The sequence below is a fragment of the Vibrio inusitatus genome, from assembly GCA_024346935.1.
Taxonomy (GTDB): Bacteria; Pseudomonadota; Gammaproteobacteria; order Enterobacterales; family Vibrionaceae; genus Vibrio; species Vibrio inusitatus.
Genome location: AP024879.1, coordinates 156,183 through 178,032 on the forward strand (window position 1 = coordinate 156,183; position 21,850 = coordinate 178,032).

The 21,850-nt window shown below is 42.1% G+C and carries 21 protein-coding genes; 14 read left to right on the top strand and 7 right to left on the bottom strand.

Annotated features, from left to right (window positions below; all coding sequences use genetic code 11):
• Window positions 1–27: 27 nt before the first annotated feature.
• Window positions 28–597, bottom strand: a complete 570-nt coding sequence (locus OCU48_RS13945; protein WP_141347124.1) for a TetR/AcrR family transcriptional regulator — start codon at window positions 595–597, stop codon at window positions 28–30.
• Window positions 598–765: 168 nt separating this feature from the next.
• Between OCU48_RS13945 and OCU48_RS13950 the strand changes: the two genes are divergently transcribed.
• From OCU48_RS13950 to OCU48_RS13995, 10 genes are all read left to right on the top strand, one after another.
• Window positions 766–1,437 (top strand): NAD(P)H-binding protein, encoded by a 672-nt coding sequence (locus OCU48_RS13950; RefSeq protein ID WP_244312385.1) that lies wholly within the window; start codon window positions 766–768, stop codon window positions 1,435–1,437.
• 70 nt (window positions 1,438–1,507) lie between these two features.
• A complete protein-coding gene (locus OCU48_RS13955) occupies window positions 1,508–2,023 on the top strand; it encodes a chalcone isomerase family protein (RefSeq protein ID WP_141347123.1) in 516 nt (171 codons plus the stop codon).
• Between the two features lie 73 nt (window positions 2,024–2,096).
• Entirely contained in the window at window positions 2,097–2,591 is a 495-nt protein-coding gene (locus tag OCU48_RS13960; protein ID WP_244312384.1) for a hypothetical protein, read from the top strand.
• A gap of 71 nt (window positions 2,592–2,662) precedes the next feature.
• Window positions 2,663–3,532, top strand: coding sequence for a DUF302 domain-containing protein (locus tag OCU48_RS13965; RefSeq protein WP_141347121.1), 870 nt, complete (start codon window positions 2,663–2,665; stop codon window positions 3,530–3,532).
• A 189-nt stretch (window positions 3,533–3,721) separates the two neighbouring features.
• On the top strand, window positions 3,722–4,402 hold the full coding sequence (locus tag OCU48_RS13970; RefSeq protein ID WP_141347120.1) for a hypothetical protein: 681 nt from the start codon (window positions 3,722–3,724) through the stop codon (window positions 4,400–4,402).
• A gap of 29 nt (window positions 4,403–4,431) precedes the next feature.
• A complete protein-coding gene (locus OCU48_RS13975) occupies window positions 4,432–4,965 on the top strand; it encodes a DUF3332 family protein (protein ID WP_141347119.1) in 534 nt (177 codons plus the stop codon).
• 295 nt (window positions 4,966–5,260) lie between these two features.
• Window positions 5,261–6,364, top strand: a complete 1,104-nt coding sequence (locus tag OCU48_RS13980) for a helix-turn-helix domain-containing protein (RefSeq protein ID WP_141347118.1) — start codon at window positions 5,261–5,263, stop codon at window positions 6,362–6,364.
• Between the two features lie 146 nt (window positions 6,365–6,510).
• Complete coding sequence (locus tag OCU48_RS13985; RefSeq protein WP_141347117.1) at window positions 6,511–8,877, top strand: glycoside hydrolase family 3 N-terminal domain-containing protein; 2,367 nt, start codon at window positions 6,511–6,513, stop codon at window positions 8,875–8,877.
• A gap of 133 nt (window positions 8,878–9,010) precedes the next feature.
• Window positions 9,011–10,204, top strand: coding sequence for a DEAD/DEAH box helicase (locus OCU48_RS13990; protein WP_141347116.1), 1,194 nt, complete (start codon window positions 9,011–9,013; stop codon window positions 10,202–10,204).
• A gap of 185 nt (window positions 10,205–10,389) precedes the next feature.
• On the top strand, window positions 10,390–10,722 hold the full coding sequence (locus OCU48_RS13995) for a TehB family protein (RefSeq protein ID WP_141347115.1): 333 nt from the start codon (window positions 10,390–10,392) through the stop codon (window positions 10,720–10,722).
• An 86-nt stretch (window positions 10,723–10,808) separates the two neighbouring features.
• Here the strand turns inward: OCU48_RS13995 and OCU48_RS14000 are convergent, their stop codons facing one another.
• The gene (locus tag OCU48_RS14000) at window positions 10,809–12,461 is read right to left on the bottom strand and encodes a sulfatase-like hydrolase/transferase (RefSeq protein ID WP_141347114.1); all 1,653 of its coding nucleotides are present in this window, start codon (window positions 12,459–12,461) and stop codon (window positions 10,809–10,811) included.
• Between the two features lie 312 nt (window positions 12,462–12,773).
• On the opposite strand from OCU48_RS14000, the gene OCU48_RS14005 reads away from it, so the two are divergent.
• The 4 genes from OCU48_RS14005 (at window position 12,774) to OCU48_RS14020 (ending at window position 16,168) form a co-directional block, all read left to right on the top strand.
• Window positions 12,774–13,907, top strand: coding sequence for a DUF3179 domain-containing (seleno)protein (locus tag OCU48_RS14005; RefSeq protein ID WP_141347113.1), 1,134 nt, complete (start codon window positions 12,774–12,776; stop codon window positions 13,905–13,907).
• 76 nt (window positions 13,908–13,983) lie between these two features.
• Window positions 13,984–14,523: a sulfatase-like hydrolase/transferase gene (locus OCU48_RS14010; protein WP_208727226.1), complete on the top strand. Its 540-nt coding sequence runs from the start codon at window positions 13,984–13,986 to the stop codon at window positions 14,521–14,523.
• 54 nt (window positions 14,524–14,577) lie between these two features.
• Complete coding sequence (locus OCU48_RS14015; protein ID WP_208727224.1) at window positions 14,578–15,660, top strand: sulfatase-like hydrolase/transferase; 1,083 nt, start codon at window positions 14,578–14,580, stop codon at window positions 15,658–15,660.
• A 79-nt stretch (window positions 15,661–15,739) separates the two neighbouring features.
• Window positions 15,740–16,168 (top strand): DUF4174 domain-containing protein, encoded by a 429-nt coding sequence (locus OCU48_RS14020; protein WP_141347112.1) that lies wholly within the window; start codon window positions 15,740–15,742, stop codon window positions 16,166–16,168.
• Window positions 16,169–16,281: 113 nt separating this feature from the next.
• On the opposite strand, the gene OCU48_RS14025 is transcribed toward OCU48_RS14020, so the two are convergent.
• The 5 genes from OCU48_RS14025 to nrfA all read right to left on the bottom strand — a co-directional run bounded on the left by OCU48_RS14025 (window position 16,282) and on the right by nrfA (window position 21,626).
• Window positions 16,282–16,674 carry a 3D domain-containing protein gene (locus OCU48_RS14025; RefSeq protein WP_141347111.1) on the bottom strand — a complete coding sequence of 131 codons (393 nt, stop codon included), beginning with the start codon at window positions 16,672–16,674 and terminating at the stop codon, window positions 16,282–16,284.
• A gap of 426 nt (window positions 16,675–17,100) precedes the next feature.
• A complete protein-coding gene (locus tag OCU48_RS14030; RefSeq protein WP_141347110.1) occupies window positions 17,101–17,697 on the bottom strand; it encodes an acetate uptake transporter in 597 nt (198 codons plus the stop codon).
• A 272-nt stretch (window positions 17,698–17,969) separates the two neighbouring features.
• Window positions 17,970–19,331: an APC family permease gene (locus OCU48_RS14035; protein ID WP_141347109.1), complete on the bottom strand. Its 1,362-nt coding sequence runs from the start codon at window positions 19,329–19,331 to the stop codon at window positions 17,970–17,972.
• Between the two features lie 190 nt (window positions 19,332–19,521).
• The gene (locus OCU48_RS14040; RefSeq protein WP_141347108.1) at window positions 19,522–20,157 is read right to left on the bottom strand and encodes a TPR domain-containing protein; all 636 of its coding nucleotides are present in this window, start codon (window positions 20,155–20,157) and stop codon (window positions 19,522–19,524) included.
• Between the two features lie 83 nt (window positions 20,158–20,240).
• Entirely contained in the window at window positions 20,241–21,626 is a 1,386-nt protein-coding gene (nrfA, locus tag OCU48_RS14045; RefSeq protein ID WP_371859136.1) for an ammonia-forming nitrite reductase cytochrome c552 subunit, read from the bottom strand.
• Window positions 21,627–21,850: the final 224 nt, after the last annotated feature.

Below are 21,850 nucleotides of genomic sequence, written 5' to 3' on the forward strand. Positions count from 1 at the left end.
CGAGCCTTTTAAGTTTATGGATAGTTATTATTGAACGATTTTAATCGTTTCGCTCATCGCATTATCAAGTAGTGAGCGGTCTTTTTGCATTGCAGCCAATAGAGTACAACCTAACCAAAGCCCATACAGAGTGCGTGCAGTGTCGTAACCATTTTTCATTTTGAAATCACCCTGCTTGATACCATGCTCGAAGAAGTTCCCCATACGCGCGATGACCTTTTCTGCACCTTCGTTTAGTGCTTCTTGCATTTGATTCGATGTCCCAGCTATCTCACCAGATAGTTTTACTACCAAGCATTTTATCTGGAAATCTTCGGTCAGTTTTTCGCTACACCAATAATCAAAATAGGCTTTGATTCGCTGCGGCGGCGTTAGAGCAGTATCTAATAGATAGGACTCTAAGGTTTCAAGATGATCCTCAAAGTAATCATCGAGTAGGGTTTTACCAAAGTCCTCTTTAGACTTGAAGTGATGATAAAACGACCCCTTAGTAGCTTCGGCTTTGTTGAGTATCTTAGTTAAACCTATGCCTGCGAAACCTTGTTCACTCATTAGGTCAAACCCAACATCTAATAGCTTCTGTTTTAAGTCTTTCATTTTATCCCCCTGGGTATAATTATCGTTATTGTAAGAGTCTCTATACCGACCGTCCAGTATGTTTTGTTGAATTATTAAAAAATATATAGACCGGTCGGTATGTTGCGTGTATATTGTGCTCATTCAAAGGCAAGCTGTGTATGTTTTTTTAATAAAGAGCGAGAATTTATGACATTGAACACTTCTATCGTTATTGCTGGTGCTACTGGACTAGTAGGCCGAGAAACACTGAAAGCTGTATTGAAAGATTATCGCGTTTCTAAAGTGATCAGTCTTTCTCGTCGCAAGATAGAAATGGAAGATTCTAAACTTGAGCAATGGATTACTAATGATCTGAGCAAGCCCGAACTTCAAGCAAATAATCTAACACCGTCAGTTGGCATTATTGCTTTAGGGACAACGCTGAAGAAAGCAGGTAGTAAGGAAAAGCTTCGCGCTATTGACGTGGATTTGGTAGCAAACACAGCGAAGACAATGAGAGAGATGGGTGTGAAGCATTTGGTCGTAATCTCATGTTTGGGTGCCAATCCTAAAGCGCTATCCCATTACCTACGATGCAAAGGGGATATGGAAAACCTTGTTGAAGGGCTTAACTTCGACAATGTATCGTTTATGCATCCGGGTCCACTTGCAGGTGATCGTCATGAACATCGTACAGACGAAAAGCTGCTACAAGGGATGATGCGCTTCGTCACTCCTTTAATGATAGGTAAGCTTCGTAACTACGCGCCAATTGAAGCCAATGATGTAGCGCAGGCCATTTTAAAGCTAATGTATATGCATAACAAGAAGCCTGTATCACGCGTGACTACTCAGCAGATATTGAAAATGGTGGCGTAGCTGAACGTGTGGTTAAGCGCTTATAGAGGCGCTTTCTTTTTTGATTTACAATAAACAGACTGGTCGGTATATGAATACTAAATCTTTACTTTTACTTTGCATTGTATCTTTGTCATTGCCTGTATTCGCTGAAAACAATATGCGTTTTGCTAGCGACAACTCAGAGTCAGCTTGGAGTTATTCTGATTATCAAGACATCGCGTTTGGAACTCGCACAACTTGGTTCGTTGATTATTACACTATGACTTATAAGAAGGATGAGGAAGGTAATACTGCCTTGATACTTACCTTCCTACCTGAGCAATTAACTCAGAAGAAGGTAGGCACTGCTTTTGTTGAGGCTTTAGAGAAGAGCAACCCTGGCATTAATACCAGTGACGTTATCATTGATGGTTTGATAGATCAGCTTTCAATTTCTCTATCTCGAGATGACACCGTTGTCATTATTGAACGCGGTAATCAGATCCAAATTCAACATAATCAGAGAGTGATCTATCAATTTTCAGATGCAGGTGGCCAAAAACAGGCACTATTGAATATTTGGTTGGGTGAGAAGCCAGTTGATGATTTCCTTACAGAAGTGTAGATCCAGTCTTAAATTATTACTGATATTTTTGGCGATGTTATCCCCGTTTTCTGCAATGAGTGAGGAAGCAAGAGTGTTGGAATTGAGTGTACAAGAGACCAAGGCGTTTACGAAAGGTCTCAGTTACGAGTTGATGTTTAGAAAGTTAGCTCGGCAGGTATTTACTGAGTTGGAGCAAAATCCATCGGGTGAGATGAAAAGTGAAAGTATTGCCCTGCTCAACCGAATTGAAAATCACAATAGCCTCGTAATGAATCCTGTACGAGAACAGTTTGGTGTTGACACTAGGATTGGTTGTGGTGACAAGGCATTTGCTACTACTGTCACTTGGGTGCTAAAGGTGATGCCTTCTTTAGGTTTCCAGTATCTTGAAGGTAGTGCACGTCGATTTGTCGTTCAACTTGAAGATATTGCGAGCATTAGTCCGCCTGTATATGAAAAAGAGATGAACTATATGGTGGAGCATGAAAGAGCTTTATATCGTTATTTGGTTGAATTTAACGATGGGAATTATTCTAAAGCCGATTCAGTTTTTGAAGATTTTATTGAGCAATACCATATTAAATAATCGCTAATCGAAATGGAATTCAATTAATTTACGGATATCAATATCAAATTTATTATTAAGAGATACTGTTTATGAAAAAATTACCATTGATCGCATTACTTGCTATCCCTTTAATAGGATGTGGCACACCTACAGACTTAAAACAGCACAAATTAGATTTGGCTAATGTAGACCTTAGAGCGGACGTACTGTCGAACAATGCTCCCAAACAGCACCTTGAACATGTCTTAACGATTGACCACTCGCGCCTGGCCAAAAAAGAGGGTGAGTATTTGGATGCTAGCCGCGTGGATTTCTACGCCAATAATGCGCTTAATACTGAATTAATGCAGGAAAATATATTAGTGGGTCTCGACTTACCATTACGTGTATTGAGTTACGCTGAAGACCACCAGATAAAAACAATGTACACCGATGCTGAGTTTTTAGCAAAACGCCACGGTCTTAGCAATGAGCGTGTACTTGAACAGTATGATGATGAGGTTGAAGAATTAGTAGACCATATTCCGTCAGCACAAACTGTACCATCTACTGAAGTGAGTAAAGGCTTCGGCATTGAAACAATCGTTTCCCAATATGACTTTGAAGATACCCTTGAGCAGATCGAACATGATGTATTAGCTGAAGGCGATACTGTCTGGTTTATGAACTGGGATTATAAGCAAGAAGCAGCCGAGCTTGGAGAAACATTGCCGAAAGCAACATTATTGGTGTTTGGTGGTCCAGCGCCAGGTGCTAAAGCGATGACTGACTTCTCAAGTATCGGTTTAGATGCTTTTGGACAAAAGGTATTAGTGTTTGAACAAGACGGTGAAGTGATTGTTGCTTACAACGATATTGTTGATTTTGCAGAGCTTCATTACGGTGACAACGCTATTGCACACAGGGTTATTAACTACCGCCTAGGAAGCACATTGAAAGGCGCGGTATTCGATTACTAATAACGTAAAGTAATTAGTTATCTTCTTTTAAATAAACCAACAGAAAATATATCAATATGACCGAAAGGTTAGCATTATTTACGACTGTTGGTTCTATTTTATATAAGTACAAGATGTACGAATTAATTAAATGGAGTTTACATGGCATGTATCTATTAAGAATGATACATATTAATAATTGGATTAAACATGAAAACAAAAGTAATTACACTATCATCACTTCTATTTCTTTCTTTATCTGTTCAGGCAAATGAAGAGCAAACAACTGAAGTTGAAACTGCTCAATCTAAAACTGAGGGCCATCACGCACAAGACGTTCGTAATGTTCAAACTAAACTTGAAGCAGACTATTTCACTCATGACCACTTTGATGGGTATGCCGTGGGTGGTGACTTTGGTATTACTGACAAAGCAAGTATTGGTGTTACTTACACAGCGCTAGACTACACATGGAATGACAGGCTTGGTCGAGAAAACAGCAGTGATAGCGATATGATCGCACTGACTGGTCAATACAATATCAATGAGAATATTGTGATTGATGCGCTTTGGAATGTATCTGGTGACTACGACCAACTGACTTTTGGTGGTAATTACGTCTCTGATGCCAGTTTTGGTGTTTGGAATATCGGTGCGAACTATTCTATGGGAGACTATAACGATAGTTTCGATTTTGAAGCGGGTGTACTTATTCCGTTTGGCGATTTCTACTACCGTGGTGATTTTACGTATTACCTAGACGCAGGTTACGACACAGAATTTGAAAACAAAATCGGTTGGACCAATGGTTCTATTGACGTGAATGCTTCATTCAATATGTATGAGTTTGATGATTCGTATGTTGGCATCCACTTTGGCTACTTGTTTTAATCGTGGGGTTTGATATTCATATGAAGTCCATGAAGAAGCCTTTGTTGGTTGTTGCTGTTGCCCTTAGTGCGCCTATATTGTCTGGCTGTGTAGGTAGCAATTTTGTCACTAAGAAAGTGATGGAATTTAACGTTAAAGTTGTTGATAACCGTTACGCTCGTGGTGGGGTAAACTTCTTGCTTGCACCTGTTTATGGCTTTACCACCTTAGCTGATTACTTTGTGGTGAACTCTATCGAGTTTTGGACTGGTAAAAACCCATATGATGGCACTCCGCACATCTTTGATAGCAAGGTTGATACTTATATTGATATCAATGGTGATCTAGACCCTTCATTAACGGATGCACCTATTGATCCCATCAGTTATAAGCAGGTTGAAGAGAGTCAACTTCGCTCAATTGATGAAAACACTATTGAGATGACGGTAACCTATATTGATGGAACGTCATCTGTGTTAGTGGGCGAAAAGATGGGATCAGACATTACTTTTATCGTTGATGGTGAAGTCGTCTCGACCACCAACATGGCAGCACTTAGTTCGGCATTTACTATCGAGTCTTAGTTCTAAACCAGTGTGATTGAAAAGGCAGTGTTCATTAGTTTGGGCCTGCTTTTTTGTTTAATGGGGTACTTATGAAAGATAAGCGCCTGTTTTAGAAGAGATGTTCATGGAAACTTTAGAACTAAGCTAATCTTTAATAGAGTGCAAACTAAGCGTTGTTTGCCACTATTTGTGATGAGCGACTGACAAAGGAACGTCGCAGGTACTTTCATCACAACCAGGTTTCGATATAATTCTCAGTCTATTTACAGTTCGCACTGATGTGCAGTGAGTTGAACATGCTTGAGAACCTGACGTGAAAAAGCTGTTGTTGTTACTCGATAGTATGATCTACTTTGATCGACAGGTACTCAAAGGTATCCAGGCTAAGGTAGAAGAACTGAGCCTCAAGGTTGAGCTTCATCTCGAGTCCTACACAGATACGGATTATCTACGCTCCCAGAAGTGGGACTACGTTATCGCTGATCTTAATAAACCCAACGTCCTCGATGCTCTTCAAGATCTTAGCATTCATACCTTAGTATTTAGAAATCATGACGGTGGAGAAGTACCTGCAAGATGTTCTTCTGTAACCGTAGATAATTTTGGCCTAGCTGATACAGCTTTGCAAAGCTTTAAAAACAGTGGCTATCAAGCTGTCGGTTACTACTCCAGTCAGCAAGATAGGAATGCGCAGTGGTGTTTGGAGCGCCATGCGGGTTTTGCTCAGTCTGCTCAAACAGGTGGTTTTGCCATCATAGGTGATATTGAACAAGCTATTGCTAATAAGGTGTTTCCGTTGGGGGTGTATTGTTCTTCAGACCGTTCGGCAAGAAAGCTAGTCAACTTTTGTTATCGTCAGTCAGTTAGCGTTCCTGAGCAAGTTTCTATCATAGGTACGGACTACGATGATACTGAGCGAATGTTGTCTTCCATTCCGCTTAGCTCTGTTGCCTTAAATCCTGTGGAATTAGGTAAGTGCTGCATTGATACTCTGTTTAAGTCAGTGAGGTATAAAAAAGCGTATCACGAGATATTTTCATCTTATGAGCTGATCCACGGTCGTACTACGAAATCTGAGATAAAACTCGATACTGTATTGGTGAAGGCGGAAAGTTTCATTCGAAATAACTTCCATCGAAACATTAAAATCAAGCAAGTTACGGATTATTGTCGAGTGTCGCGAAAAACCTTAGACAGTCGTTTTTTAGAGAGCTACGCAGAAACAGCTCATCAGTTCATTACTAGACAAAGGCTCGATAAAGCCAAGCAATTGCTCGTCTCTACCGAAGACAGTATTGATGCCATCGCCAAGCAATGTGGCTATCCAAATCAGAGCTATCTTTCTCAGGTATTTTTGAAGCAACTAAGTACCACACCAAATCAATATCGTCAGCAAAGTGAGAAAGCAAAGCTCTAAAGGTATGTTAGTTATTTTGCAAGATAACCTTTAAATTTTATATATTTGGTAAGTTGAATTATCAATTTTATAACTGCGTTTCATCAAGCAGAAATTCCCACCATTAATCACGATAATCCATGGCATTGTTTAAACGGAGTATCGTGATGACCCTATACAAAAATGCATCGTTCTCAACCCAAGAAAGGGTTGCCGACTTAATGGCAAGAATGACGATAGAAGAAAAATTTGCTCAACTTGGCGCTCAGTGGCTAATCCTCGATCCCGAAGGTGAGCACAAAGAGCGAGAGCTCGAAATGAGTGACAGCCAATCTGGACGAACGATTAGCGATAAGCTAGGGCAAGGTATTGGACAGATCACCCGCCCTTTAGGAACACATACCGTTTCACCTGCTGATGGCGTTAAGGCACTAAATGAACTTCAGAAATTTCTCGTGGAAGAGACACGCCTAGGCATTCCAGCAATCTCTCATGAAGAATGTTTAGTGGGTTTGATGAGCTCAGAAGCAACCTTGTATCCCTCTTCACTTAACTACGGGCATACTTGGAATCCTGAGCTGATTTATGATGCAGCTAGTGATATTGGACGACAGGTGCGAGCCGTTGGCGCAAAGCAAGGACTTGCTCCAGTATTGGATGTATCTAGAGATGTTCGCTGGGGGCGGACCGAAGAAACTTTAGGTGAAGATCCCTATTTAGTAGGGGTTATGGCAACCCAGTACGTCAAGGGCTTGCAGGGTGAAAACAGAGACTTGTACGCAACCCTAAAACATTACGTCGGTCACTCTGCGAGTGAAGGTGCACGTAACCACGCTCCGGTTAACCTAGGCTTTAAAGAGCTTAATGATACCTTTATGCTGCCATTTGAAATGGCAGTTAAGTTAGGTAATGCAGGTTCAATCATGCCGGCATACCATGATATTGATGGTGAGCCGTGCCATGCTTCTCATTATCTACTTACGGAGGTGTTACGTGAGCAATGGGGCTTTGATGGGCTAATTGTCGCCGATTACGGTGGTATCGATCTACTTGCCGCTCACCACGCTGTTGCTGCCGATAGCACTGAAGCGGCAGCGCTTGCATTTAACGCAGGTCTCGATGTTGAATTGCCAGACGATGCTTGCTCCAATCGGTTGACTCAGGCGTTAGAAGCTGGATTGATCACCATTGATACTATCAATGAAATCGTAGAGCGAATCTTGAAAACCAAGTTTGAATTTGGTCTTTTTGAAAATCCTTACACTGAGACCCCAAGTGAACCCTTACACAATGATAAGAGCACAGAGCTTAGCTATAAAATCGCGAGTGAATCTGCAGTACTGTTAAAAAATGACGGTACTTTACCTTTGTCTAAGCAAACGCGTATCGCGGTTATTGGAGCAACGGCAAATGATCCTCTGGCATTACTAGGTGGTTATAGTTTCCCTGTGCATCTTATCCTTAGTGATACAGATAGCGGAGAACTGAACTCAAACACCTTGCTTCAGAGCCTAAACGAATCGTTTGAGACGGTAGGGTATGCAAAAGGCTGCGAAATCCTCACTGAACGTAAAGCTAATGCACCTGTATTCCCAGGCGATGTTAATATGGCGATCGCTCAAGCTCAAACGTCACCAGTTAGCAAAGATACCTCATTGATCAAAGCTGCTGTTGAAGTAGCTAAGAGCAGCGAGGTGATTGTGGCGTGTGTTGGTGATTTGGCAGGCTTGTTCCAAACTGGAACGATAGGCGAGGGCTCGGATACTGATAGTCTAGAGCTGCCCGGTGTGCAGCAACAGTTGCTTGATGCTTTGCTCGATACAGGTAAACCGGTAGTCGTTCTAGTTACGGGCGGTAGACCATACCAATTAGGTCGCGCTGAAGACGAAGCAAGCGCCATTTTATATGGATGGGCACCAGGCCAAGAGGGGGCAAATGCGATTGCCGATATCCTAAGTGGTGAAGTTAATCCAAGCGGAAAATTGACGTTATCAATTCCTAAAAATGTAGGCGCAGTACCGTATTTCTATAACCACAAACTAAAGAGTGCAGGGACTCCAATCGCTTATCACTTTGGTTCGGCGTACAACTTTGGCTTTGGTTTAAGCTATACGCAGTTCGATTACAAAGATGTTCTATTAGCTGAAAATAGTGTCGAATTTGATGGCACGATTGAAGCCTCAGTGACTGTCACTAACACTGGTGAGAGAGCCGGCGCTGAAGTGGTACAGCTGTATAGTCGAGATAAGCTTTGCTCTGTGGTACGTCCGGTTAAAGAGTTAAAAGGTTTCCACAAAGTATGGTTGGAATCCGGGGAGAGCAAGCGCATTACCTTTAGTCTGCCCGTAGATATGCTCAACTTTACCAATGCCAAGCATCAGCGGGTTGTTGAAGGCGGTGAGTTTGACATTATGATTGGCCGATCATCCAGCGAGATTGAACATAGCGTTATCGTTAACGTTAATGGCAAGGTGAATACGCTACCAAAAAACTGGCGTATGATCTGTCAAACAAAAGAAGTTCAGACGGCGTAAACCTCTAAACACAACAGGCCTTAATTCAAGCCACTCTTACGAGTGGCTTTTTTGTTTGTGCGTGATACCATTCCGCAAGTTTTCGAGCCATAGCCTATGCTATTGCTGTCCATCTATTTCTAATGAGTAATCTATGCCATTTTCCAAGCTTGGTTTAAGCACACCTCTTCTCAACGCCATCAATAAAGTGGGTTACGACAAGCCCACTTCTATTCAAGAAAAAGCAATTCCGATTGTTTTAGAAGGGAAGAACCTGATTGCTGCCGCGCAAACAGGTACGGGTAAGACGGCGGGCTTTGTATTGCCAATTTTGGAGATGTTGAGTAAGGGTGAAACTCAGCGCAAGAAGCGTATTCGTGCATTGATCGTGGTGCCAACACGTGAGTTAGCGATTCAGGTGGATGAAAAGATCAAGCAATATGCTGAGGAGACTAACCTCACCTCTATGGCGATGTATGGCGGGGTAGAATATGAGCCGCAGAAGCAGGGCCTTATTGATGGTGTAGACGTACTGGTTTCAACACCTGGGCGTTTGATTGACCTCTATGGTCAAAAAGCGGTGTACTTCGAAGAGGTTGAGGTTTTGGTTCTTGATGAAGCGGATCGCATGTTGGACATGGGCTTTATTGAAGACATCAATAAGATCATTGCTCGCCTACCACAAGATATTCAAAATCTGTTGTTTTCGGCGACGTTATCAACTCCTGTTCGCGATCTAGCAAAGAGTGCAATTAATGACGCTGTAGAGATCTCAATTGCTAAGCACAGTGCATCAAAATCGAATATTACACAGTGGCTAGTGACGGTAGATAAAGATAAAAAGTCTTCTTTGTTAGCTCACATGATTAATGAGTATCAATGGGACCAAGCCCTGATATTTATTGAAACCAAACACGGTGCGGCCAAGCTTGCAGCGCAACTTGAGAAGCGTGGTATTTCTGCTGAACCTTTCCATAGTGGTCGCAACCAAAAGGTTCGTGCTCAGTTACTTGAAGATTTCAAAGCCGGTAAGATTCAGTACATGATTGCGACTGGCATTGGTGCACGTGGTATTGATATTGACGGGCTTCCACGAGTGATTAACTACGACTTACCTTATCCTGCGGATGAATACGTGCATCGTATTGGGCGTACCGGGCGTGCGGATAAGAGTGGTGAGGCTATTTCTTTTGTATCCAAGGATAACTTTAAGAACCTGTGCATGATTGAAAGTCGCCTTGGTCATTTGATTGAAAGGCGTGAGATTGAAGGTTTTGCACCACGTAAAGAAGTACCTATTTCGGTTCTAAATTATGTGCCAAAGCATAAACGAGATCTAAGAGATTAAACGCTGGATTTAACCTAGTAACTGACAAACGGTCAAAAGATTGGGAAGTGGCCGTTTGTGTAGTGGAGACTGGCTATTTTAAACGCAGGTTCATTTGAAGTTCAGTCTATCGTTGTTGTTCTCTATTTAGATATTCTTGCTATGGTTAGTGGATATCATATTTGACTATCAACAAGGGTGAAGCAATGACTATTCCTCATGATTTTATCAATTACAAAAAAACAGACATCTTTTCAAAAGAACAGATCCCAAAGATGTTTTTGTTTGAGCACAATACTAAAGCAGGAGTGTACGGAAAAATTAACGTACTGACTGGAACTCTAAAGTTCACTGGATTTACCGAGCGTCGAGGTGATGTGGAAAATGAAACCTTAATCAATGCGGGTGAGTGTTTGATATCTCCACCTGAATATTGGCATAAAGTGGAATTTATGACCGATGATACGCAGTTTTTTGTCGAGTTTTATGCCCAAAAAGATTCAGAGATCGTGATTAAAAACCTGAGTGAACGTAATTAAACCAGCTTTAAGTAGAATGACGTTAATAGAAAACAAAAAGCTCTACTAGTGAAAACGAGTAGAGCTTTTTTAGTTTTGATAGTTATTTAGTGCCAAGAAATAAAATCATCGATGAGTTTCTTCGTCTCTGGGCGCAAGTTATCGATTCCAGAGTAAGGGACTCCTTTACCAAGGGGTAAATGGGGATATTTCTCAATGGTCATTAGGTGTCTTTTTATCATGTCTTGAAATGAAGCACCGGACCATAGCGCCATACCAATATGAGGATTTTCTTCACGAGGATCTCGATAGACGTTATAAACAGGTGCTGCTGCACCGGGCATGCCTGGGACTGGCATATGCATCTTAAATTCGTCTTTCACTACTGCAGCTAGGCGGTCTCCTTGGTATACGTAGACATAATCACGACGTCCACTAAACTCTCCTTTAAGAAGTAGGGGGGTTTGGTTGATACCATCGATTACTCGATCTCTAGGGATATAATCAGTTGCTTGTCCAATGGTCGCTAGTGTTGTAAATAAATCACTGACATGAAAGATATCACCTGCGGCTGTATTTGCTTCAATCGCTGTTGGCCAACGAATATAAGCATCTGTGCGGATACCGCCTTCTAGGAAATCGGTTTTCCCCCCTCGGTATATAAGCTGACTCAGACCAGATGGACCGCCATAGTGATACATTAATCCGTTATCAGCCATCAATATTACGATTGTATTCTCAGCGATGCCTAATGTTTCCATCTCTTGTAGAAATTCTCCAAACCAAGTGTCCAGCAATTGAAGCTTTTCTGCCATAAAGCCACCATTTAGTGACTTATTTGGAGTTTGGTCATGAACAAAGTTCAATGGATAAAGTGGCCAGTATTGGAGATAAAAAGGCTTGTCTGATTTGGATAATTGCTGCAGTTGCTCGATGGCTTGAGCTTGATATCGTACGTTCATTTCATGGTAGTCAGCTTGTGACCATTGATGACCGGCTGGCATTTCAACCTCTTTCGCAGTTGCTCCTTTATGGGCCTCTAAACCCGTCACCATGCCGTTGGGTCTAAACGTATCATCAATAACAAAATCATTGCTTTGAATGGTTGGGTCCCAGCCAAAAAGGTTATTTGCTTGAGCTGCTTCTTTGGTCATTAGCGCAAGCTGAACTTGTTGATGTACAGGGAAGGCGGCAAAATCAAAACCTTGATTGTGAGGGTAAGATTCTTCTATATCACCTTGGTGCCACTTGCCGATGTGAGAAGTGTTATAACCAGACTGTGAAAGAATTTCAGCAATAGTCACTTCGTCTTTAGACAGCCCTTCACCAACCAGTGTTACTTTCACTTCGCTTGAACCGCTGCGGATTGGGTGCCTGCCCGTCATCATGGCAGCCCTAGTTGGGGTACACGAGGGCTCTGTATACATACGTTCTAGTGCCAACCCTTCGGTGGCAAATTTGTTAATGTTCTCGGTATTGACACCCATTACATGATTCATTTTACGGCTGCCCATCTGACCGTAGCTTAAATCATCAACCAAAATGTAAACAATATTAGGTCGTTTATCACCATTTTGTTTGCGAATTTCGGCTAGTTTACGATCAACTTCCTGATCTTCAGCTTTCCATGTTTCACCATGTTGCCGTTGTAAAACATTGAATTGTGCATCGTGGATGATGTCAGCCGCTCCGACAGAAGTCATTCCGAGCAATGCTAGGCTAAACCCCACTATACCTTTCTTTAGTTTCTGTATCTGCATATCTATCCATTCACTACTTGTTAACATCCATGTAAAGTGAAATCATAACTTATTTTAGAGACTAGGTGAATGTTATACTTTATTGCAATACCTAAGGTGTTGAATAGCCTATAGTTAAGTTGATTTGTACTCAGTTTCTAATTTTCTACTTTAATGATCCACTGCGGTACAAGAAATAGGTCACTGTTGTTAATGAGATATTGCGAATTGTCGTGATTTTGACTTACTTTATTCTATAGATATTTTGGCTCAATAAAGAGCGGTAGCAAATTAACTAATACCTTAATCAGGGAAGGATGAGAGGGATAAATAATGGAAGTATTTTTAATCATTTTGGCATTGGTAAGCTTACTTATTGGAGCTTATGGCTCGGTTGCACTAACCGAAGCAGGACAAATTATCAATTTGCCTCGAGATTGGGTCTTTGGCTATTTCAAACATAAGCGTAAGCTGAGTATCGCAATTGCAATACTAGCCGCAGTGGTTGTATTTTCCGCGGTGAGTAATTCTCTGTTCACTCCTATTGGCTTAACTCTTTACGCATTAGCTGTTGTAGCTTGTCTATTTTTCATAAACATATTTGCTCCAATTATGTGGCTCCGTACTCAACAATACGGGGCTAAGTTCATGAGTGTGGCTGAAGCTGAATCTCGTCTAGCGGATGATACAGATGTGTTTGTCCTTGAAATAGACGGTGATGCAAGGGCTTATCCTCGTGATTCGATGCAAGTCCCGCATATTGTTGGTGACAAAGTTGGTGGTAAAGAAACCGTAATGAGCTATTGCGCATTGAGCAATTTGCCTGTGGCGTTTAATCCGAATATTAATGGAAAAGACACGGATTTGAAGGTCATCGCTCAAGTTAATAATAATTTAATCTTTACCGATACAAAAACAGGAGAGCTGTATCAGCAAGTAACGGCGACTGGGGAATATTCGAAAACCGAATTAGAACAGTATCCCGTGCAAAGGATGACTTGGGGAGCATTTAAGGCTCTTTATCCGGAAGGGAAAGTGTTTGATTACAAACCCAACGCTTTAGACAAACTGACGCTCAAATTGTTTGATAATGCTTTAAAAGATCATTATGCAGGCAAGCCTCTGTTCCCTACGTTGAATATGAATGATAAGCGCCTAGATTCGTCAGTGAAAATTTGGGGGGTCGTGGACGGAAATGAAGCTGTCGCCGCACATCCTGAGAGCTTTAGCGAAACATCTAAAATTCAGACTGAAATCAACGGGAAATCAGTATTATTTGTCCACTTTGAAAGTTATCAAACCGTTGGCGCTTTTTGGGTCGATCATAGTCGTGATTGGACCAACGCTGAAATCAGTGTCTACGGTGAATGTGAGGGTGAGAAATTACCAAGAGCAAAACTTTTCTCTGGGATGCCTTGGATGGTTTGGAGCCACTGGTTCCCTCATGGAAGTATTTTAAAAGGTTAGCTTTCTGACTATGAATTAAGAACGAAACTCGAGTTGAATTTGAACTCAATAATATTACTAAGTAACGGAGTACTTGATGTTATATCAAAAGCAATTTACTACCGGTTTGATAGGGATGGCTTTAGCGATCCCAACTCTAGTGGTGGCAAAACCTATCGTGCAGGATGCACAGTACAACATATTGAAAGTTCAACACGAAGAAGAGTGGTCGAAAGCTGATAAGGATTTAGATAAAAAGCTCGCGGAGTTTAAAGCATCTAATGGTGGGAAGGCACCCAACTTCCTGTACATACTTATTGATGATATTGGGTTTGGTGATGTGGGCATTCCAGAACTGAATGCGGTCAGAGGTTATAAAACACCCAATATCAATCAATTTGCAGATGAAGGTATGCGTATGGCTCGTATGTATACTGAACCGTCTTGTACTCCAACTCGTGTAGCAATGATGACGGGAAGACATCCTGTGCGAAACGGTATGGGTGATACTGCGGTTGATATTGCTGGATTTGGACTTGCAGCAGAGGAAGTGACTCTAGCTGAAATTATGTCTCAAGCGGGTTATGCAACAACGCATATCGGCAAATGGCATATGGGAGATATAGAAGAAGCATAGCCTCATAATCAAGGCTTTGACTACGCCGCTTTTCCTGTTCATCAACAAGGTCAATTGACCATATTTAATGACGACGCAGCGAATGAAGAAGTTTCTATTGGTATTGGTGAACGAAACTATGATTCCCGGTACACCTTAGACCATTGGTTTAGGCCAGATCCTGCTGCTATGGTCACGGCTTTAGAAGCAGTTAAAGGTGGCAAACCTCAAGAAGTCCATATGGAAGCAGGGGAGCGTTGGACAGAGAAGAAATATAAGGAGATGAACTACCGCTACCAAGATCAAGCCATTGAGCATTTGCGTATATTAGCGAAGCAAGACAAACCATTCTTTTTGCAGTACTGGCCGCTTTATCCTCTATCAGCACCTCGTCTAGCGTATGACGAATACACGACACCTAATGGTGGTACCTACGTTGAAAAGATGAAGCTACTTGATCAGTGGATTGGGGATATTCTGGGCGAAATGGAAACTCTGGGGATTGCTGATAATACTATCGTTGTCATCATGGGAGACAATGGACACTTTACCAAATATTCTCCGGGTAGTGGATATACTCCTATGGTGTTTAAGGGTGGTAAAACTGATGTTACTGAAGGCGGAGTGCGTGTTGACGCGTTTGTCCGTTGGCCAAAGATGATTGAAGAAGACAGCATTGCCGGTGATATTGTCCATGTTTCCGATCTATATACTACGATGGCCCGTATCGCTGAGGCGACGGATTATATTCCTCGTGATCGAATTATTGATGGTATTGACCAAACGGCTTTATGGCTCAATGGTGATTCTCATGGTCGTAGAGATTACGTATATATATACAGTGGTAAGTCTTTGAAAGCGGTTGTTCGCGAGCAATATAAGTTGCAAGTGCCAGGCCCTGGGGAAAACCCTGTGGTGGCCAAATTCTACGATCTTTTCCGAGATACACGTGAAGAATGGCCTGTATCAACTGAAGTTGGAGCGTGGGGTGGTGCTGAGTTTGTTCGTGTAATAGAGCGCCACTTTCAGCGTAAAGCTAAGTACCCAGATAGCCCGCCAGCGTTTGGTGTACCTTATGAGGGAATCACTAATTTGCGACCTGAATCTAAGAAAGCGGTCGAAGCCTTCTTAATTAAGAAAAAAGCAGCAGAAATGTAATCCTTTAATAAGCCGTGCATGACTTGATCTCTGATTTAGGTTCGTAAGAGATCAAGCCATAAACCTTATAGGTTTCACAATGAAAGTACTTATTAGTTTGTTCACCATGATTGTATTGAGTAACTTTACGATGGCCTCAATGAAAAACGGAAAAGAAATAAATTCACTTTCTGATTTTAAATGGAACTATAGAGTCATTCTTATTAATCAATTGCACAGTGATATAGACTTTCAAAATGTACTTAACACAATGTCATCAGAAATTTCTGAAAGGCACATAGCTTGGTTTTTGCTGACGGAAGGTGACGTCATATCGAATCTTAACGTCCGTCTATCAAATGACATTCAACTTCAAATGCAAAACACGACCGCCTCATCGAATGTGGTACTTATAGGAAAAGATGGAGGGATTAAAATGAAGTTGGACGAATTAGATTTGCCTGCAATTTTTAGAGAAATTGATTCAATGCCGATGCGACAAGCAGAAATGAATAATCAATTGCTGTAAACCAGATATAAAAATGCCACCTACGAGCGGACTCCTCTGGGTGGCATTTTTTTATTTTTCACTTATGTAGTTGACGTTTTTTAGTCGTACTAAGCGCTCATGAATAGGGTTAATTACTTTTCTTCATCCACTGTCCAGTGAATAATGACCTCTTTTTTACCCCACTCTCTCGCTTTCGCGACGTCGTTACCCATATAGATATCAATCTTCTTGGTCCAACGCTTATTCATTTTGTCTAGCACCAAATAAGTACCATCCAAACCTTCAATGGTAACTTCTTGATTGTGGGTCAGCCCCATTTCGATAAGATCGCGAGAAACGGCGATAGACTTCATGCCTGGCTTTAGAGTATCTCCCCATGCGGCTAGATTTGGAGTTGAGTCAGTTTCACCAACACTAGAGGTATAAGCGCTAGCTGTTACCTTCAAGGATTGTTCGTTGCTGTCACACCCTGAAAGAGCAAAAACAGCCAGTGTGATAGCGATATAAGAGTTAAATTTCTTCATTTATGTCTTCCATTACTTTTTAACGATCCATATTGCGAAAAACCATAGAGCCTGTTGAGCGCTACTAAGCCATAGTAGCGTATTGCGCGATGTTTCAGCCATAACAAAATTTACTCATTGTTATAGAGCTTCAATTGTTGCTCCCTCGTTCTTTAAATATATGGACGGTGTAATACCAATCGTACTAATTAACTGGTCATTCTAACTTGTTAAAATGCTTGATAACGGCGTTAGAATTTTTGATTGTAGAATAACTACTTATCGAAAAGTTCTGCCTTGTTCTCGAGCATTTTTCCTGCGTTATTTCTGATCACTTACTTAGTGTGATTGGTATAAATGATGGGTAGAGTGCTATAAGTTACAAAGCAGATACAAAAACGCCACCTAAGAGAGAACTCTAGGTGGCGTTTTTTATTGTATTTTTATTTACGCAGTCGCGGTTTCTTGAGGCGCACTTGCTGCTAGTGCTGGTTTACCAACAGGTAAGATAGTACGACCGTACTCTGCATTGAGGACTTGAGCCATTGCAAAGTAGATTGCTGATGCGCCACAGAAGATGCCTTCGATACCAGCAATAAAGCCAATAGTGCTGTTTCCAGTAAAGTCGTGAGCGGCAAGTAGGAAGAATAGTATGGTAAGTGAACCGAAAACTACTTGCTTAGCGCGTGGGTAACGAAGCGAACCAATGAACATAAAGCCTGTGAATATGCCCCATAGAACGAGGAACCAAGCCATAAAGCCCGCAGGGCTTGCTGGTAAGCCCATGTATGGCATAACAATAATGCCAACAAGCGTTAGCCAAAATAGGCCATAAGATGTAAATGCAGTGGTACCGAAAGTATCACCGCGTTTAAAGCACATAATGCCAACAATCACTTGGCTCAAGCCACCGTAGAAGATACCCATAGCGAGGATCATTGAATCCATAGGAAAGAATCCCGCGTTATGGATGTTCAGTAGAACGGTAGTCATACCGAAACCCATTAGGCCCAGTGGTGCTGGATTAGCCAGTTTGTTTGACATTTAGTTACCCTATTCAAAAATGTGCGCAAAAAATCAACAGAGAGTTTAAAGTACAGCTGTTAAATTACAATAGAATGAATGTGCAAACTAAGATTCCATTTTGTACGACAAATAATTCTTGTAACAATACTGAAATGCTTTGTGCTTTAGTCGTAAAGAGTATTTTAACCAGCTAGATTAATCTTTTATTTATCACGATTGCTATTATCTCATTGAAAAAAAGGAACCAGCAAAGCTGATTCCTTTAAATGTTCGCTAAAGAAGCTACGTAGTTAATTTACTCTAGGTGATGATTTTGCATAAACGATCAATCCAAGACATGCAATTACACCTGATAGTACGAATGAGGTGATATTGGATGGAACGAATCCATATAGTGCATAGCCTGTACCTGCGATAGCCAGAATCACAAACAGTGGTAGGGCTGGGACGCGAATAAGACGTTCCGTATCAGGCTGTGTTGAACGCAAACGCCAAACACCGATAAATAGCAATGCATAGATAATCCACATTAGCGCGATAGGTAGGTCGCCATACAAATCAAAAATGCCATCGTGAATACCTGTTCCCGCAAGAACAAAGCCTACCAGCATGTAAACCGCTAGTAACGCTAGCATGGTTAATCCAGAACGCACCGGCAGGTTGGTTCTTGTGGAAACCGATAGTAGTGCTTGAGAGCCAATGAAGTTGCGGCGCATGGCAAGAGAATAAGGCATACGCATACCTAAAAGCATCAAGCCGTTAAAGCCACCTAAAGCAGAAATCACGATAAAGAAGGAGAGAGTTCTCCCTAAGCTTTCACCAAATAGCAGATTAGCTACGTCAGACACGCCCATTTCGCCCTTGGCAAAAGAGGCACCATCAGCTACCGACAGTAGCCCAAGCGTAAAGATAACGTAGACTAAACCGATGATTGCCAGACCGCCGACCATAGCCAAAGGTAGATTGCGTTGTGGATTTTTGATTTCGTGCGCAATAGTGGTTACAAAAATCCAGCCGTCAAATGCAAACAAAACTGGAATCATGGCAGCGGCAATAGCAGCGGCAAAACTAACTTGAGTTACTGAAGCAATCGCGTCAGCAGAAGCGGTAACTGCCTCCCCTTGGTAGAAGAAACCAAATAACGCGATAGCCAGCAGCGGGATCAGTTTAATTAATGTCGCAATACGCTGAAGTAGTCCGCCCAAAGATTCTGCCAAAAGGTTAGCTGCAGCGAAAGTCACGAAATACAGTGCAGAAAGGCCTGCGAGCACAGGTAGTGTGGGTTCGATCTGCAAAAACGCACAAGTAAATACCGCTGAGTAATAAAGGATAACAGCAAGAATGAGCGGGATATAAAGAACGGTTTGTACCCAACCGACGAAGAATCCAAAGCGTTCACCCCAAGCGGTTTCACTGAACGACATCAATCCGCCAGTTTTAGAACCCATTGATGCAATCTCTGAGATTACAATGGCTGCAATGGTCGTCAGCAATGCTGCTAAAACCCAAGCGATCACAGCATAGGTGCCATTTCCACCAGTGGCTTCTAGAACAGGACCTGCTTTAAAAAAGATGCCGATACCAACTACGATACCAACGACCAGTGACACAGCAGTACCTAAACCGTATTTAGGCTGTAACTTTTCGTGCACTTTAACTACCTCAATTAACGTCTAGCAAAAATCTTGAGTGCTAAAACTCAAGCAATATATTTTAAGGCGAGGATTTTAGACTAACCACAAAAAAAAGCGACCTTAGTTACTCATGTTAATGCTAAAGAGAAGGTGTATCGGAAGGAAAACTTAGGTTTCAGACTATCTTTGAATCGCTAAGGGAGAAATGTTATTGGATAAAGGACTTTGCTTGGTTGATGCTGTTGATTATTTTAGCTCTATCAACGCCCAAGCGATTGGAGTCAAGAATCATGTTCCAGTGGGTAATGGCTTCTTTGTATCTAGCACTCATGAAGTGATCTGAAGCTATCAGTTGCAGCGCTGTCTCGTTAAATGGGTCCATCTCTAGAGTAATATCTAATAAGCGCTGAACATCAGACGTAATGGTTTGTGAGTGTTGATAATACTGAGCAGTGGCTAGGGCGGCAAACTGCCCTGCATAAGGGGCTTTAGAAAGCCTTATTGCATAGTCAAAGCAGGTGGTTGCGGAATCAAATTCATATTGCTCCATATAAAGCTGACCAAGCTCGAACCATACCTTTGCATTGTTAGGATTGTCAGTTAGACGTTGCTGCTTGTTCTCCATCACCTGTTCAATGGTGAGAGGCTCTACGGCAAGAATAGGTGAGGGTAACTCGTCTTTTAGGACAAGCCAAACCCCCGATGCTAGAGTAAAAACAACCACAGTCATCAAACTGGCTAGGGTCAGACTGGCTTTATTTGACAGTTGTTTACGCAGCGCAGCATACAGAATGCTCGCTGTGATTAAGACCAAGCTGGATAATATAGCCGCTGTGCCCTGCATTGATTTTCCTATGACAATGAGGCTCCGAAATCATCGGAGCCTCTGTTAGGTTGTTATTGTAGTCAGCCTATCTTAAGTAAAGCTTAATATTTTGCTTCACGAGCTTTGGCTTCTTCTTCCCATTTTGGCACAACAGTTTTTAAGAAGTGTTCTTTCTCTGCATTCATAGCGTCCATATCCATGCCAAGAGCGGCTTGTGCTTTCTCTTTGGTTGAGATATCAGGGATTTGTACTGGTTCTGTAATTCCTTTTTTTGCAAGAAGGCGAATAGTCTTGGTTCTTGCGTCTGCTGCTCTATCTACAGCGGTACCTAGAACTTCTAGTGCAATCTCAGGAGCATGCATGTGCACTCCGTGTGATGCGATAGCGTAATCCCAGCGCCATTGAGCATGACGTATGTCTTGAAGGATTGGCTCCATTTCTTTCTCTGTTGCCCCAGCATCCCAAGCGGCCTTCGCCTCAAAGTGAGCAGCAACAATTTGCTTCTCTGCGGTGAGTTTCATATTTAGCACTTGCGCTTTACGCGTTGAAACTATGCCTTGAAGTTGCTCTTTGCTTTGAGTGTGACAGTTTGCACAAGTATCTTCGAAGCGGTCAAAAGGATTACCAATTTTATGATCGGTATAAATTGTGCCATCTTCTCTTTCGACTTTAGGCATATGACAGTCAGCACACACAACGTTGTTCTTGCCGTGAATACCATCGCGCCAAGTTTCGTAGCCTGGGTGCTGAGCTTTTAGCATTGGGGCTTTAGATACGCCATGGGTCCAGTCCGCAAAACCTAGGGCATCGTAATAAAGTTCCATTTCACCAACACTTGTGCCCATATCCCAAGGGAATTTAACGGCATTTTTAGCGTCTTTTACAAAGTAGTACTCAACGTGACATTGCGCACAAACACTAGCTTGTTGGTCTAGACGAGATTGCTCTTCGAAAGGCTTACCAATAGCTTGCATGGCGCGATCGACATAAGGGCGAGTAATGGCTAGCTCAGGCTCTCCATTTTTGAATTTTTCACTACCGGTATCATGACAGTCAGAACAGCCAATCGGGTTTACGATTTCACCACCAAGACGAGCCCATTTACCTTCAAAATATCCGTCTTCTCCACGCTCGTCAATGACACGAGCAACGTCAGGGCTCTTACAACTCCAACACGCCATTGGCATAGGACCAGACTCAGCATCCGTAGGCCCGCCAGTACGCAAGGTTTGTCTTACATCGTCAATGGCATAAAAATGCCCACGAGCTTTGTTGTAATCTTTAGCAAAGCCATAGCCTGCCCACATGATCACCATATTTGGATCTCCTGCGAGCGCATCGTCTATTTCTTCACTTTCACTGGTAGCTTTCCAGCTATGGTACTGATCGGGATGTGCTTCTTCGAATGCTTGATTGCGCGGATCAATGCGCACTCCATCCTCGGCAGACGCAAAAGCACTGCAGGTCAAAAGACCTAACAAAGCTATAGGCGCGAAAAACCCTAGTTTCCACTGTTTGTTCACAATGCTATCTCCATATTCTCATTTTATGAATTGCGTTGTGGGGCAGGTTCCTAAAAAGAATTGGAGGTGAAGCCTATACGGTGGAACATTATAGACAACGGGATAAGTGTAAGTGAAAAATAAGAGCTCACCCTAGTTAATAATAGCTAGCTTGATCTGGATCAATTTAAGCTGTAGGTGTAGATCAC

Excerpts from the sequence above, each read along its gene's own strand:
- OCU48_RS13955 (WP_141347123.1), top strand. The coding sequence starts at position 1,508 with ATGAATACTAAATCTTTACTTTTACTTTGCATTGTATCTTTGTCATTG.
- OCU48_RS13945 (WP_141347124.1), bottom strand. The coding sequence starts at position 597 with ATGAAAGACTTAAAACAGAAGCTATTAGATGTTGGGTTTGACCTAATG.
- OCU48_RS13965 (WP_141347121.1), top strand. The coding sequence starts at position 2,663 with ATGAAAAAATTACCATTGATCGCATTACTTGCTATCCCTTTAATAGGA.
- OCU48_RS13975 (WP_141347119.1), top strand. The coding sequence starts at position 4,432 with ATGAAGAAGCCTTTGTTGGTTGTTGCTGTTGCCCTTAGTGCGCCTATA.
- OCU48_RS14005 (WP_141347113.1), top strand. The coding sequence starts at position 12,774 with ATGGAAGTATTTTTAATCATTTTGGCATTGGTAAGCTTACTTATTGGA.
- OCU48_RS14025 (WP_141347111.1), bottom strand. The coding sequence starts at position 16,674 with ATGAAGAAATTTAACTCTTATATCGCTATCACACTGGCTGTTTTTGCT.
- OCU48_RS13985 (WP_141347117.1), top strand. The coding sequence starts at position 6,511 with ATGACCCTATACAAAAATGCATCGTTCTCAACCCAAGAAAGGGTTGCC.
- OCU48_RS14010 (WP_208727226.1), top strand. The coding sequence starts at position 13,984 with ATGTTATATCAAAAGCAATTTACTACCGGTTTGATAGGGATGGCTTTA.
- OCU48_RS14020 (WP_141347112.1), top strand. The coding sequence starts at position 15,740 with ATGAAAGTACTTATTAGTTTGTTCACCATGATTGTATTGAGTAACTTT.
- OCU48_RS14030 (WP_141347110.1), bottom strand. The coding sequence starts at position 17,697 with ATGTCAAACAAACTGGCTAATCCAGCACCACTGGGCCTAATGGGTTTC.
- OCU48_RS13995 (WP_141347115.1), top strand. The coding sequence starts at position 10,390 with ATGACTATTCCTCATGATTTTATCAATTACAAAAAAACAGACATCTTT.
- OCU48_RS13970 (WP_141347120.1), top strand. The coding sequence starts at position 3,722 with ATGAAAACAAAAGTAATTACACTATCATCACTTCTATTTCTTTCTTTA.
- OCU48_RS13950 (WP_244312385.1), top strand. The coding sequence starts at position 766 with ATGACATTGAACACTTCTATCGTTATTGCTGGTGCTACTGGACTAGTA.
- OCU48_RS13990 (WP_141347116.1), top strand. The coding sequence starts at position 9,011 with ATGCCATTTTCCAAGCTTGGTTTAAGCACACCTCTTCTCAACGCCATC.
- OCU48_RS14000 (WP_141347114.1), bottom strand. The coding sequence starts at position 12,461 with ATGCAGATACAGAAACTAAAGAAAGGTATAGTGGGGTTTAGCCTAGCA.
- OCU48_RS14040 (WP_141347108.1), bottom strand. The coding sequence starts at position 20,157 with ATGCAGGGCACAGCGGCTATATTATCCAGCTTGGTCTTAATCACAGCG.